The 13,846-nt window shown below is 67.3% G+C and carries 13 protein-coding genes and 1 pseudogene; 9 read left to right on the forward strand and 5 right to left on the reverse strand.

Features of this window, described 5'->3' with window-relative positions:
* Positions 1-154 precede the first annotated feature (154 nt).
* Complete coding sequence (locus P9K36_RS02655; RefSeq protein WP_278306528.1) at positions 155-1,126, forward strand: alpha/beta hydrolase; 972 nt, start codon at positions 155-157, stop codon at positions 1,124-1,126.
* Between the two features lie 14 nt (positions 1,127-1,140).
* Entirely contained in the window at positions 1,141-1,815 is a 675-nt protein-coding gene (locus tag P9K36_RS02660; protein WP_274925905.1) for an HAD family hydrolase, read from the forward strand.
* A gap of 53 nt (positions 1,816-1,868) precedes the next feature.
* Here P9K36_RS02660 and P9K36_RS02665 read toward each other — a convergent pair whose 3' ends face one another.
* Positions 1,869-2,096 (reverse strand): hypothetical protein, encoded by a 228-nt coding sequence (locus tag P9K36_RS02665; RefSeq protein ID WP_278306529.1) that lies wholly within the window; start codon positions 2,094-2,096, stop codon positions 1,869-1,871.
* Positions 2,097-2,236: 140 nt separating this feature from the next.
* Here P9K36_RS02665 and P9K36_RS02670 point away from each other — a divergent pair, with 140 nt between their 5' ends.
* Together P9K36_RS02670 and P9K36_RS02675 are read left to right on the forward strand one after the other, a co-directional pair.
* Complete coding sequence (locus tag P9K36_RS02670) at positions 2,237-4,567, forward strand: FdhF/YdeP family oxidoreductase (protein ID WP_278306530.1); 2,331 nt, start codon at positions 2,237-2,239, stop codon at positions 4,565-4,567.
* Positions 4,568-4,884: 317 nt separating this feature from the next.
* A complete protein-coding gene (locus P9K36_RS02675) occupies positions 4,885-5,631 on the forward strand; it encodes a Crp/Fnr family transcriptional regulator (protein WP_043385463.1) in 747 nt (248 codons plus the stop codon).
* 349 nt (positions 5,632-5,980) lie between these two features.
* On the opposite strand, the gene P9K36_RS02680 is transcribed toward P9K36_RS02675, so the two are convergent.
* Both P9K36_RS02680 and P9K36_RS02685 read right to left on the reverse strand, forming a co-directional pair.
* Positions 5,981-6,337: a hypothetical protein gene (locus P9K36_RS02680; protein ID WP_043755333.1), complete on the reverse strand. Its 357-nt coding sequence runs from the start codon at positions 6,335-6,337 to the stop codon at positions 5,981-5,983.
* 215 nt (positions 6,338-6,552) lie between these two features.
* Positions 6,553-6,819, reverse strand: coding sequence for a hypothetical protein (locus P9K36_RS02685; RefSeq protein ID WP_124263045.1), 267 nt, complete (start codon positions 6,817-6,819; stop codon positions 6,553-6,555).
* Positions 6,820-7,154: 335 nt separating this feature from the next.
* Here P9K36_RS02685 and P9K36_RS02690 point away from each other — a divergent pair, with 335 nt between their 5' ends.
* On the forward strand, positions 7,155-7,451 hold the full coding sequence (locus P9K36_RS02690) for a hypothetical protein (protein WP_278306531.1): 297 nt from the start codon (positions 7,155-7,157) through the stop codon (positions 7,449-7,451).
* A gap of 410 nt (positions 7,452-7,861) precedes the next feature.
* On the opposite strand, the gene P9K36_RS02695 is transcribed toward P9K36_RS02690, so the two are convergent.
* Complete coding sequence (locus P9K36_RS02695; RefSeq protein WP_278306532.1) at positions 7,862-8,500, reverse strand: BA14K family protein; 639 nt, start codon at positions 8,498-8,500, stop codon at positions 7,862-7,864.
* Positions 8,501-9,217: 717 nt separating this feature from the next.
* Here P9K36_RS02695 and P9K36_RS02700 point away from each other — a divergent pair.
* From P9K36_RS02700 to P9K36_RS02715, 4 genes and pseudogenes are all read left to right on the forward strand, one after another.
* Complete coding sequence (locus P9K36_RS02700) at positions 9,218-9,571, forward strand: hypothetical protein (protein ID WP_278306533.1); 354 nt, start codon at positions 9,218-9,220, stop codon at positions 9,569-9,571.
* A gap of 45 nt (positions 9,572-9,616) precedes the next feature.
* Positions 9,617-10,531, forward strand: a complete 915-nt coding sequence (locus P9K36_RS02705; protein WP_347568047.1) for a PHB depolymerase family esterase — start codon at positions 9,617-9,619, stop codon at positions 10,529-10,531.
* 237 nt (positions 10,532-10,768) lie between these two features.
* Positions 10,769-12,052: a cation:proton antiporter gene (locus P9K36_RS02710; protein ID WP_043755339.1), complete on the forward strand. Its 1,284-nt coding sequence runs from the start codon at positions 10,769-10,771 to the stop codon at positions 12,050-12,052.
* 101 nt (positions 12,053-12,153) lie between these two features.
* Positions 12,154-12,427: pseudogene (locus P9K36_RS02715) on the forward strand (hypothetical protein); the annotation flags it as partial.
* A gap of 347 nt (positions 12,428-12,774) precedes the next feature.
* Here P9K36_RS02715 and P9K36_RS02720 read toward each other — a convergent pair.
* Positions 12,775-13,752, reverse strand: coding sequence for an HWE histidine kinase domain-containing protein (locus P9K36_RS02720; protein WP_043755341.1), 978 nt, complete (start codon positions 13,750-13,752; stop codon positions 12,775-12,777).
* Positions 13,753-13,846 lie beyond the last annotated feature (94 nt).

Below are 13,846 nucleotides of genomic sequence, written 5' to 3' on the forward strand. Positions count from 1 at the left end.
CCTGCGATCCGACGCCATCACGACGCATGCGCCGAGGACCCGCGCGCGGCGCGCCTTCCACTCGGAACCAACTCGCCCCGCGACACGGGCCGCGCCGCTTCCGATCGATCCCGCTGATCGCGGCGCACGTCCTCTCACCCATAAGGCTCACAGCATGACGCGACGCACCGACTCCCGCACATGGCTCGTTCCGGCGCTGCTTGGATCGGCCGCGGCCCTGGGCGCGTCCGCGCTCTACGCGGCGACGATGACACGCCGGGCGGAACGGGAGACGCCACCCGTCGGCTCGTTCCTGACCGTCGATGGTGTCCGCCTCCACTACCTGGAGCGCGGACAGGGCGAGCCGCTGGTGCTCATCCACGGCAACGGCACCCTGATCCAGGACTTCCTGGTCAGCGGCATCGTCGACGACCTCGCCAAGCGCCACCGGGTCATCGTGTTCGATCGCCCCGGCTACGGCTACAGCGACCGGCCGCGCGGCTTCTGGACGCCCCGCGCCCACGCCACGCTCTTCCAGAAGGCGCTCCAACAGCTCGGCGTCACGCAGGCCGTCGTCCTCGGCCATTCCTGGGGCACGTTGGTCGCGATCGCTCTCGCGCTCCAGGCACCGCGGCTCGTGCGCAGCCTCGTGCTGGCCTCGGGCTACTACTATCCGACGCTGCGCGCCGACGTGATCCTGGCTTCGCCGGTGGCGATCCCCGGCATCGGCGACCTGCTGCGCCACACGGTCTCGCCGCTCGCAGGACGCCTCATGATGCCGGCCATGATCAAGGGGCTGTTCGCCCCAGCCGCCATCCCCGAGCGCTTCGCGCGCAGCTTTCCGACGGCCATGATGCTGCGCCCGCTGCAGTTGCGTGCCTCAGCGGAGGATGCCGCGATGATGACGCCCGTCACGGTCGAGCTGCAGGCGCATTACGGGGATCTGGACCTGCCCGTCGTGATCATCACCGGTGGGGACGACCAGATCGCCGATGTCGGCCGCCAGTCGCGGCGGCTCCACCACGACGTGCCCGGCAGCGAGCTCGTGATCGTGCCCGGCATGGGCCACATGATCCATCATCTCGCACCCGAGCGTGTCGTCGCGGCCGTAGAGCGCGCGTCGGAGCGGATCCGTCCGGCGGCCTGAGGGAGCACGCAGCCATGCGGATCGAAACCTGCTTCCTGTTCGACCTCGACGGCACGCTCGTCGACAGCGTCTACCAGCACGTCCTCGCGTGGAATCAGGCGCTCGACGCGGAGGGGATTTCCCTCTCGGTCTGGCGCATCCACCGGAAGATCGGCATGAGCGGCGGCCTGTTCACGAACCAGCTCCTGCGGGAGACGGGGCGGGAAATCAGCGACGCGCATGTCGCCAAGCTGGGCCGGCTGCATGCAGAAGCCTACGGACGGCTCTCGGGGCAGATCCGGCCGCTCCCCGGGGCGAAGGCATTGCTCGATACCCTGACGGCGGCCGGGATCCCCTGGGCGATCGCCACGAGCGGCCGGATGGAGACGGCCCGGGTCAATCTCGATGCGCTGGGCGTCGATCCCGACCGGGTCCCGGTCGTGACGCGCGACATGGTCAAATACGCCAAGCCCGACCCAGACCTGTTTCTGGCGGCCGCCGACCGCCTGGGCAAGCCGATCGAGACGGCGGTGATCGTCGGCGATTCGATCTGGGACATGCTGGCCGCACGCCGCTGCCGGGGTCTCGGCGTCGGCCTGCTCTCGGGCGGCTACGGCACCGAGGAGCTTGAGCGGTCCGGGGCCGTACGCGTCTACGAGGATCCGGCCGATCTGCTGGACCATCTGGACGAGGTCGGCGGACGTCGCTGATCCGGGGCGGACATCTGGGTCGCAAGCGGATCCGGCGCCCCGGCGCAGGGGAGTCAGTGGACGCGTTTTTGCGCCGTCCTCGCGTTGCGGACGAGACCGAGCACCCCCAGGACGCCGGCGCCCAGGCAGGCCGCCAGGATCAGCGAGGGCCGGATGCCGCTGCGGACGGAGGCGCGCTCCAGAGCGACTTCGAGGCTGCCGGCGAGATTGGCCGCCAGCGGCACCGCCCTGGTGTCAAAGAACAGCTTCGCTTCCGAAGGCCCCTCGGACTTGTTGAGCATGTAATCTCTCGTGACGGTCAAACGAACCTCCGTTAAAGAACACTATTTTCGCGAACAATTTAATACGTCGGCGTGTTGAAATGTAAACGCGTCCCGAGCGCCGGTGTTTCCCAAAGTTTTTCAGGCCAGGAGTTCTGCCCTTGGACAAGCCCGTATTCAGGCCCTACCGCCTTCCCTCCGGCGGATGGGGCTCGGCGCGCTCGGTCGGCAACATCCTCCGGCAGGAAGGCGTGCTGGCGAGCGGGCCGATCGCGCTGACCCGCCACAACAAGGTCGACGGCTACCAGTGCAACAGCTGCGCCTGGGTGAAGCCCGCGAACCCGCTGCCGTTCGAGTTCTGCGAGAACGGCGTGAAAGCCATGGCCTGGGAACTCACCGCCCACCGCTGCACGCCGGACTTCTTCGCCAAGCACACGGTCACCGAGCTGCTGGACTGGGACGAGTACGAGCTCGAGCAGACCGGCCGCCTCACCCATCCGCTGCGCTACGATGCGGCGACCGACAGGTACGTGCCGGTCTCCTGGGGCCACGCCATCGAGGAGATCGCCCGCGAACTCCTGGCCGTGGAGGACCGGAAGACCGGCACCGTCTTCTACAGCTCGGGCCGCCTCTCGAACGAGGGCAGTTACCTCTACCAGCTCTTCGCCCGGCTCTACGGCAACAACAACCTGCCGGACTCGTCCAACATGTGCCACGAGACGACCTCGGTGGCGCTGCCGGTCAGCATCGGCCAGGGCATCGGCACCGTCTCGCTGGACGACTTCGCAAAGTCCGACTGCATCCTGTTCTTCGGCCAGAACCCGGGGAGCAACTCGCCCCGCATGCTCCACCCGCTGCAGGAGGCCAGCCAGCGCGGCGTACCGATCATCACCTACAACCCGCTGCGCGAGCGCGGGCTGGAGCGGTTCCTGAACCCGCAATCGCCCGCCGAGATGCTGAGCCGCACGGAGACCCTGATCAGCTCGCAGTACCATCAGGTCAAGGCGGGTGGCGACCTCGCGGCTTTGGCGGGAATCTGCAAATCCGTGCTGGACGCGCACGACGCTTCGCTGGCGGCCGGCGGCCCGGCGATACTCGACGAGGCCTTCATCCGGGAGCACACCCACGGCTTCGAGACCTTCGCCGACTGGTTGCGCGGCCAGGACTGGGACGCGCTGGAGCGCCGCTCCGGACTGCACCGGGCCGACATGGAGGCGACCGCGAAGGTTTACGGCGCGGCGAAGGCGACCGTCGCGGTCTACGGGATGGGCCTGACCCAGCACCAGGCCGGAGTCGAGACCGTGCAGATGCTGGTCAACCTGCTGCTGATGCGCGGCAATATCGGCCGCAGCGGCTCCGGCATCTGCCCGGTGCGCGGCCATTCCAACGTGCAGGGCCAGCGCACGGTGGGCATCACCGAGAAGCCCGAGCTGTTCCCCCTGGACCGGCTCGGCGCGCAGTTCGGCTTCGAGCCGCCGCGGGAGGCCGGCTACAACACCGTGGAGGCCTGCGAGGCGATCCTCAGGGGCGAGGTTCGGGCCTTCGTCATGCTGGGCGGCAACTTCGTCCGCGCCATTCCCGACCACGGCCAGATGGAGCCGGCCTGGCGGCGGCTGCGGCTGACCGTCAACGTGATCACCAAGCTCAACCGCAGCGCCCTGCTGCCGGGCGCGGTCAGCTACATCCTGCCGGTGATCGGCCGCCTGGAGATCGACGAGACCACGAAGGGCCAGCAGGTCCTGTCCATGGAAGACACCTCGGCCTGCGTGCACGGCAACCGCGGCCTGCGGCGCCCGGCCTCGCCGCACCTGATCAGCGAGATCCGGCTGATCTGCGAACTGGCGCAGCGGGTGCTCGAGCCCAACCCGCGGGTCCGCTGGGAGGATTACAGGACCGACTACGCGGAGATCCGGAAGGAGATCGGCGAGACGCTGCCGGAGTCCTTCTGGGACTACGAGCGGCGCATGTGGGAGCCGGGCGGCTTCCAGCGGGACCTGCCGGCCAAGCGCCGGGACTGGCACACGGAGACGGGCCGGGCCAATTTCGTCACGCCGACCGGCCTCGACGAGGATGCCGACATGCCCGAGGTCGGGCACGATTCCCTGCGTCTGATGACCTTGCGCAGCAACGACCAGTTCAACACCACGGTCTACGGCTACGACGACCGCTTCCGGGGCATCAAGAACACCCGGAAGGTGGTGCTGATGAACCGCTCGGATATCGATCGCCTGGGCCTGAAGGTCGGCCAGGCGGTGACGCTGCGGACCGTGGCGGACGACGGCGTCGACCGGGCGCTCTCGGGCCTGCTGGTGGTGGCCTACGACATCCCGATTGGCTGCATCGGCGGCTACTACCCGGAATGCAACGTCCTGATGCCGATCTGGCACTATGCCATCGGCAGCAAGACGCCGGCCGCCAAGGGCATCCCCGTCACGATCCGGTCCGACGGCGACCGGGTGATCGCTCCCCTGCTGGAATACGCCGAAGGCTGAACGGACGCCGGGCCGGGTCTGAGCCCCGCTTCAGCGCAAGCCTCGAGGCCGGCGGCTCCGGTCATGACCCGCCTCCAGGTCCGATCTCCTCGGTCAGCCGGTCAGAGGCCAGCCGTGTGGGTCGTCGCCGAGCGGCAGCCGCGTCGACCGGCAGAAACCGCGCGGTACCGATGATCAATCAACTCGCGAATCTGTCTTATGACAGAACACGAGACTGACATTGGTTTAGTCTCGCGATTATCATCAGCCGATTTGGTACAGGCTCTGGTGACTGGGAGAGCCGCGCGCTTCCGCCTGCAATGCCATGGTGGAACGATATGAGATCAGCGCCCGACCAGCATGCCCTGGGCATGCTCATCCGCAAGCTGGAGAGCATCGCCACCCTTTCCGACACCGAACGTCAGGCCATCCAGGGCCTGCCGGTGCGGATCCACCATCTCAACGCCCGGCAAGACATCGTACGCGATGGCGACCAGCCCACGCATTGCTGCCTCGTCCTCGAAGGATGGGCCTGCCGGTACAAGCTCCTCCGTCAGGGTAAGCGGCAGATCATGTCGTTCCACATTCCGGGCGACATCCCGGATCTGCAAAGCCTGCACGTCCGCACGATGGATCACAGCCTCGCCACTCTGACCAAGGCCCTCGTTGCCTTCATCCCCCACGAGAGCCTGCGGGAACTGACAGCGCGCCACCCCGGGCTCGCGGCGGTCTTCTGGCGCGACACGCTGATCGATTCGGGCATCTTCCGCGAATGGCTCGTCAGCATGGGCCGCCGCTCGGCCTTCGAGCACGTCGCGCACCTGTTCTGCGAGCTGTACCTGAAGCTGCAGGCGGTGGGCCTGGCAGGCAATTTCCGCTGCCCGCTTCCGATGACCCAGACCGATCTCGCCGACGCACTCGGACTGACACCCGTGCACATCAACCGTGTGTTGAAGGAGATGCGCGGTCAGACCCTGATCACGCTCCGCAGCAACGCACTGGTGATCGAGGCATGGGACGAGCTTCTGCGGGTCTCCGAGTTCGACTCTACATACCTGCAGCTTGAGAATCGGGCGGTCGGATGAGGCCCCGTCCGCGCCGGTGCGGGCCGCCGCGAGGAGCCACGATCTCGAGGCCGGCACCCCGTCGCTGACGGTTTTCGCTCGCATGGTCCCGCACGCAGTTCAAGAGACCGCGCGGACCGCGCCGGAACTTCGGACGGCGACTCCGAGACCGGTGGATAGGTCCGCCCGGCCTGAATTCGCCGACCGTGGTGGCACCGCATCTCGGATCGCGCAGCCGTCGGCGCGCGTGGCCTGGCGCGACCAAGCCCGGATCCTTCAGGGGAGCCATTCCGCACCGCCGGCGCAAGACATACAAGGTCTGGTTCAGGATGGTCGTGCCGCGTTGGTCCGATGGATCGCGCCCGCGGACTCAGTGTCCCAGCCAGATGGCGGCACTCAGCACGATCCCGATCGCACCGATGAACCCGCTGAACCCCAGCACGATCCAGGCGTCCAGGCTGGGCGACCGTGCGGCGCGCCTGACCTTCGCGGACGCCGCCTCGGTCTCGCGCGCCAGCGCGATACGCTGATGCGACGGTGCGGAGCCGGCCGCCTCGTCATCGGTCCCGAGCGACGACAGGCCCGGGTCGTAGACGGCGATCTTGTCCCCCGTGGCGCCGCTGTCGATATCGGCTTTCAGCATCGCCGTGGTCGGCTGGTCGGAGGCGCCCGGCTCCGACACGCGCAGGTTGCCGGGCGGCGGCGGGGTCTCGGATCGAAACAGCATGACACTCGCCTCTCGGGAAAAGCTCTGTTTGCTTCATGGGCCACGCCCATGCGTGAGTTCCGATGACTTCACCGTATGTTGGTGCACGGAACTGAGGCTTTGACCGCGGCAGGCCAGGGCTGCTCCTAGTCGCGTTGCTTGCAGGAACAGCCCCAGGTCTTGATCTGACGTGCTCACTGGCGCTGGATCAGCGGCCCTCTTCGGCAGCGAACCGTCTAGCCGCCGCTGCCGCTGGAGCCGCCGCTGCTGTTGGGCGCACCAACCTCGGGTCGGCTGGCGTTGCCGCCCGCGGCCGAACTGCTGCTGAACGCGTCTACGCCGGTCCCACCTGGAGATTCCGTGAAATCGTCCCCGCCACCCGTATTGTTGGGCTGATTCGAGATGATGGATCCCGTCGCCCCAGGATCGCGATAAGACGAGTCTTGCGCCAAAGCCGGTCCTGCCGCGGTCATGGCCGCGATCGCGAGGAGCAGTCGCTTCATGGGAGATCCTATCGATTCAGGAAGCACCGGCAGCGGCCGCCCCATCCGAACGGCGGGCGGACAGATCCGGTAGAGGCGGCAGGGTTGACGAGTCCGCGGACTCTTTTGCCGGGGACTGCAGCGGGCCGACCGTGCGACTTCCCGCCCTTGATGAAGCTCTCCCATGCCGCGAGGTTCCGCACCGCGGAGGCTTTCGTTTTTCGGTAAATTTCGGCTCTGTATTGCTGATTTCTATCAAAAGACAGATCAAAAAGACGATCCAATCCAATTTATGTTGAAGCATCGACCTGGGGCCGTGAGCCATGTTGCATCGCCGAACCCCAAGGAGCCGCGACGTGAACACCATTCCTCAGCTTGATCAGAACGAATTGAGCATCCTACAGCGCCTGGTGACAGACTTGGTGACAAAACAACTCGATCACGCGACCGCAGGCCATGTGGATATGATCGCTCGGTTGCAGCACCTGGAACAGGCCGCGTGGACAACGGGCGCCGATCGCCAGACCCTCCAGGAGATCACCTCCGGCCGACGACTGCTCGGAGACGCGAGCGACCTCACGCCGGATGCGCTGAAGCGTCGACCGGTGCGGAAGCGCCCGGCAGATCGTTCATACGCTCTCCGGCACGCCTGAACCGTCTGGGATACCGCGACGGGTGAGCAGCCGCCCTGATGGCGGCGGGACACGGATGGCTTCCGCGGACGGCCCTGGCCAGCGGTCGGAAGCCCGCAGTATTGAGCATTGCCTGTCCGCGCTTCGCCATACGATCGGCGCCGCCCGAAGGCGGGAGCTCGGGCGGGGGCGTTCAGACGCCGCAACGGGAGATCGGCAGCGGACTGCGACAGTGAGCGTGAACGCTGCCCGTTCCTTGCAGAGGCAGAGTCGGGCGACACGTCCGGCTGGTCGGCAAGACCTTCGTCACGAAGGGCGCGTGACCCGCTCTCTCACCTGACCGCAGCGGGAACCCGGTGGGGCAGATGGCCCCGCAGCCGTGCGGCTGGGGGCCTGTCGTGCCGCGGTCCCGTCAGAGGCCGCGCAGATCGTTACGGGCAGGAATGGCGCTGACCATCGTTGCCCAGATACGTGCCGCTCCGACGGTCGTACGACCGGAAACGCTGAACGCAGTAGCTGACTGAGTCGCCGGCAGGTGCCACCTCCATCTCGACGGCACCGTAACCCTGCCCGTATCCGGCTGGGGCATAGCCACCCCCGTAACCGCCGTAACCGGCAGGCGCGTAGTCCCCGCCATAATATCCGTCGTCGAATCCGCCGTAACCATAGCCCAATCCAGCGCCAGCGAGGCCGAGACCGACGCCCAGCCCCAGGCCGCCATAGCCAACGCCATAGCCGCGTCGGCCGTAGCCCCGCCCGCCGAACCCTCTGTTGCCAGCGAAGCCTGTTCCGCGGATCCCGCCGCCCCCGAGGCCCCCGCGTCCACCGAAGCCGCCACCCGCGAGAGCGCCGCCACCGAAGCGATTGCCGCCGAGCCCGCCTCCGAAGCCGCGACCTGCTACGCCACCCCGGAAGCCGCCACCGCCGAACCCGCCCCCGTGGAACCCACCGCCTCCGAAGCCGCCGCCGTGGAACCCGCCCCCACCGAAGCCGCCGCGCGCATCGGCGCTCGCCGGAAGTATCACCAGCGTCCCGAGGACGACGGCGGCCGTCAGGATTGTCTGTTTCATCGTGCCCTGCCAATCGAAGATAAATATTTCTTCCGATCCGACAACGCGCCGTCGGGCAAATAGGTCATGCTACATTATGTCCATATTCAGATGAGAAATATTAATACGGCAAGCCGAAACCATCTTTCGGCACGGCGCCGGGCTCTCGCCGCACGGCGGATCCGTCTGCAGCGAATGTCATGTGACGGGCGCGTCGTCCGAATGCCTCAGGTCGCCCGCCCTGTCTCCGCGACCTCGTCCAACGCGCGCAACAGAGGACGTTCCATGTGTCGAGGCTTGCGAGCCGAGGCCGGGACGCGGGTGATGGCTATGCCCCCGGGGCGAAGCCGACCCTGAACCGGCCGATCGCAGAAGCAACCACTGAATTACGATGCTGCTATCGACATAACTTACCATCAAATGATGGAACTACGATAATTCAAATCCGTCATACGGCGCAGAAAAAAGCTCATCGAACGCGCACTCGACCATGATCTGGACAATCTTCGATCTGTTCCTCAGAACTGCCGATAATAACGTGATCCAAAGGCTAAATTTTTGGCTGCTTACACCCTCAGACGCAGGCCTGTCCCGCGTTTCGTGCCGCACGGCAACAAGACGACGCGGCGAGGATTGTCTCGATGCTACCCTCGCATCGATCGGTGAGGGACGGCATCGGATTATGCGCTCACCGGCCTGATCCCGGATGCTGCCGACCCTTGGAAAGTCCGTTCGCCGATGCGCCTCGTCCTGGCCACCCTCACCATCCTGACCGCCGCCTTCGCGCCTTTGCCGGCGCTGGCATCGTGCGGCGCCGAGCGAATCGGTACCATCGAACAGCGTCTCGATCGCGCCGGTGCCGTCCAGGCGATCGGCCTGCAAGCAGGACTCACCCTTCGGACCCGATCAGCCGGGGGCATGCAGGCTACCCGCGATGCCCCGAACGATCCCGCCCGGGTCTCGACGGCCGAGGGCGTCGGGCACGCCAGCAGCCTCCTCGTCCACGACGCCGACGCAGATCGGCGCGGCGACAGGGGGGCCTGCGAGAACCCCAGGCGCGCCGTGAAGGGCATGATCGGTACGTTGTCGTAGTCCGACCCGATTGCCGCAGGTTCAGCCACCCACGAGAGCACCCCAATGAGTCAGTCCCTTGGGACAGCCCTGACACGCCCGTCGGGGCTGGCCATCGACCGGCCGCGCGCGCTGGCGCGCCGGTTCGGCAACGCCGCCGGAAGCCGGGCCTACGACCTGTTCGTTCCGTCCGGATATGCAGGGACACCGCTTCCGCTGGTGGTGATGCTGCACGGTTGTTCGCAGACGTCGCGCGACTTCGCCATCGGTACGGGAATGGACGCTTTGGCGGAGGCGCAGGGCTTCCTCGTCGCCTATCCCGACCAGCCGCGGTCGGCCAACTTCGCCAAGAGCTGGAACTGGTTCAGGGATGAGGACCAGCGACGCGGCCGGGGCGAGCCGTCAATCATCGCCGGTCTGACGCGCGCGACCATGGCCGAGTTCTCCGTCGATCCGTCGCGGGTCTATGTCGCCGGCCTGTCCTCGGGCGGTGCGGCCGCCGCGGTGATGGCGATGATGTACCCGGACCTCTACGCGGCGGTCGGCATCCATTCTGGATTGGCGTGCGGTTCGGCCGGCTCGATGTCGGCCGCCATCGCCACGATGCGGCGGGGTGCCTTGCTCCGGCCGGTACAGGCCGCGCATCCCGTGCCGACCATCGTTTTCCACGGAGACAGGGACACGACCGTCTCGCCGGTCAACGGCGATCAGGCGCTCGCCCAGGCGCAGCCCGAGGGACGACTGACCGTTACCACCGTCGCGGGACGCTCGAAGGGCGGGATGGCATATACGCGGAGGGTCCTGACCGAACCGGACAGCCAGTGGTCTTCGGAGCACTGGGTCCTGCACGGCGCCGGCCATGCCTGGGCCGGCGGCCACCCGGCCGGCTCGCACACCGATCCGACCGGTCCGGATGCCAGTGGCGAGATGCTGCGCTTCTTCCTGTCGCACGCGAAGAACCGTCGAGCGCACCGCCACTGACGTTCTTGGCGGATGTGCCAGACCCGGCGGGTTCTTGAGGAGCGCGCCTCAGGCGACCTTCCTGTCCAAGTTTTCGACTGATGGGCCGGCTCGGGCCGGAGGCGAGGGCGGACCAAGGTGCGGCTTCGGGCGGTCTGGCACGAACCGTCGCTTTATGCGGAGGAGCCCCGGCGGACCGACCGTTGCAGACGGTGCGGGATGAGGAACGAGCCGGGCCCCAATGCGGTTCATCGTTGAATGGAAACCTATGTCCTCGTCGTCGCCGGGTTCGGTGTCCTGGTGCTTCTGACGGCATGGCTGCCGATGGTGCTCCGGGCCCTTCCTCTGTCCCTGCCCATCTGCTGCGTCGGGATCGGGGCCGCACTGTCCGCCATCCCGGCTGTAGCCGCCATCACACCCCATCCGAGCCTGCATCTGAAGCTCATCGAGCATGCGACCGAGGCGGTCGTCGTCATCTCGTTGATGGGCGCGGGCCTCAAGATCGACCGGCTCATCGGCTGGAAGCGCTGGGCTGTGACGTGGCGCCTGCTCGGCATCGCCATGCCGCTGACCATCCTCGCCCTGACGGCTTTGGCATCGACCCTGCTGGGACTCGGTCTTGCCGCCGCGCTTCTGCTGGGTTCATCCCTGGCACCCACCGATCCGGTCCTCGCGTCCGACGTTCAGGTCGGTCACCCGGCCGAGGATCACGAGGACGAGCCGCGGTTCGCCCTGACTTCCGAGGCCGGGCTCAACGACGGCCTCGCCTTCCCCTTCGTGAACCTCGCCATCGCGCTCGCCGCAGGCGGCGGCTTGGCCGGCCTGTCCTGGTCGCACTGGTTCGCGGTGGACGTCTTGTGGAAGATCGCCGTGGGTGCCGTGCTGGGCGCGATCATCGGCCGGGCCCTCGGCTGGCTGACCTTTCACCTCCCGAACCTGTCGAAGCTGTCCCGAACTGGAGACGGCTTCGTGGCCCTGGGTGTGACCTGCCTCGCCTACGGCATCGTCGAAGCCGCAGACGGCTACGGCTTCATCGGCGTGTTCGCCGCGGCCCTGGCCCTTCGCTCATCGAGCCGGGGCCATGGTTATCATCGCAAGATGCACGACTACGCCGAGGAACTCGAACGCCTCCTGATGATGGTGCTCCTCGTCGGCTTCGGCGCCGTGCTCGTCGGCGGCGGCTTACTCAAGGCTCTCACCTGGCAAGCCGCTCTGTTTGCCCTGATCGCCCTTCTGGTCGTCCGTCCTCTGAGCGGATGGATCGGCATGCTGGGCAGCGACCGAGCCCTTGAGGAGCGCGCAGTCGTGAGCTTCTTCGGCATCCGGGGGCTCGGGACCGTCTACTATCTCGCCTTTGCCTGCGGACAGGCCACGTTCGAGCGCGCGGACCTTCTCTGGGCCACAGCCGGCCTGACGGTTCTGATCTCGATCCTGATGCATGGCGTCACCGTCACGCCGACGCTGCGTTTGGTAGACCGAAGGATGGGACGGGGGACGGAGAGCTCACAGCTCGGCTTGGTGTTCACGGCACCCCCACCCTGAAGCGGCCTCGGAACCAAACCGTTTCCCGAGCCCTCCAGTCATGAACCGCGCCGGGTTTTCCGGAGGCTCCAACGCCCGGGAGATTGGAGCCAGGACGCCGAATATTACGCCCGTTCGCCGAGGTTCGCGAGCGGGCGGTCCGGCCGGTCCGGGAGCATGAGGGCGAGCACGGCTCGCAATGGGCTGCATCCGGTCGGTCGACGCATCGACGGCCCACGCCCATGCGGCGCGGTCGGCCGATCCGGAGCAACTGCCGGCCCGGACCAAGCGGGACGCGCTGTGGCGCGCGGCACGATGGCCCGGCCGATGCGGGGGAGGGGCCTGACCGGCGTCGTCCGACGGCGCAGGATCCGCACCACCGGTCCCGATCCGGCGGGGCCTCGTCTGCTTCTCCGCCCGCGGGTCGCAGCGATCCTTGGACGCTATCAGTTTCGCCACTCTCGAACGGGTCGATCGGTTCTACCACCGGCGGCGGCTCGAACTGGTCGACCTCCGGGAAACACGGCGTGGCTCAGAAGGAACGGAGCTTTGAGCGTTTGGCCCGTCGGCTAAAGCGCCGAGGGGCCGCGAATCCAACGCGGCAGCTCTTCGCCCACACCCGGCATTCGATCAGGGCACGCAGACGCGCCGACGCGGTTCCGGACCGGCAACAGCAGGCGAGCTCCTTGCATCCTGTGATCCGAGGCTTGCTGTTGCACGGCCGGAGCGCCGGGCCGTGTCGGTCACCGGATCGGCACGATCATGCGGAAATGGAGACCGGCATCGTCGATGGTCCGCTGGAACTGACCGGCCAAGCTGCGTTCGATGGTCTGCGTGAGGAGCCGCGATCCAAAGCCGGTGCCGTCGGCCTTGGCGGTTCCTGACGGAGCCGCGCCTTCGGTCCAGTCGAGGGTCAGGGCGTGATCGACGACACGTCCGACCAGGTTCAGGGTGCCTCCGTTGGCGAGCGCGCCATACTTGGCCGAATTGGTGGCGAGTTCGTGGAAGATCATCGCGTAGTCGTCGACCCTGTCGGGGGCCGCCACGGCGGCGTCCTCGATATCGACCGCGATGTTGGCGCCCTGCAGGTACGGCGACAGGATACGCGCGGCGAGGTCACGCAGCCGCACGTCGCCCTGCTCGAGCCCGTGCGACCGCGTCGCCAGGGTGGTCGCCTCGTGTAGGACGTGGAACCGCCGCGACAAATCCTCGGCGAAGCTGGCGGTGGACTCGGCCTCCCGGGCTACGATGTTGGTCAGCGCGCGGGCGACGGTGAACATGTTCGATACCCGGTGCGCCAGTTCCAGGGTCATCAGCCGCTCGGCGTCCTCGGCACGCTTGCGGTCGGTGATGTCGAGGAAGATGGCCTGGATCCACGCGCCGACCCGGCCCTCGTCCCCGCCGATGCCGCGGGCAGAGATCCAGCGGACGTCCGGGTCTTCCCCGATGCGGAAGTCGAAACTGTAGGCCTTCGGGCTGGTCGCGCTCGCGAACCAGTCGAGCATCATCTTGGGTCTGTCCTCGGCATTCACCTTGGCGAACAACGCGTCGATGCTCACCACCGGCTCCGTGGTGCCCCAGAAGGCCATGCAGAGTCCGTCGAGCCGGGCGAGGCGCGCCTCCGGGGCCCAAGCCCACATCCCGACGCCGCCCCGGTGGATGGCCGCGGTGAAGCTGGCGAGCGTCCATTCGTCGCCAGTCAGATCCGTGCCCTCGACCATGCTGCTTCCCAAACCGCACCTGAAGTTCTTGGCAGGCGCATCGTTACCGTGACGGTACGAAACGCTGCCCCGCGGCCTTTGCTCCGGACCCGAT

Origin of the sequence: Methylobacterium sp. 391_Methyba4 (assembly GCF_029691625.1) — a bacterium.
Classification (GTDB): Bacteria; Pseudomonadota; Alphaproteobacteria; order Rhizobiales; family Beijerinckiaceae; genus Methylobacterium; species Methylobacterium fujisawaense.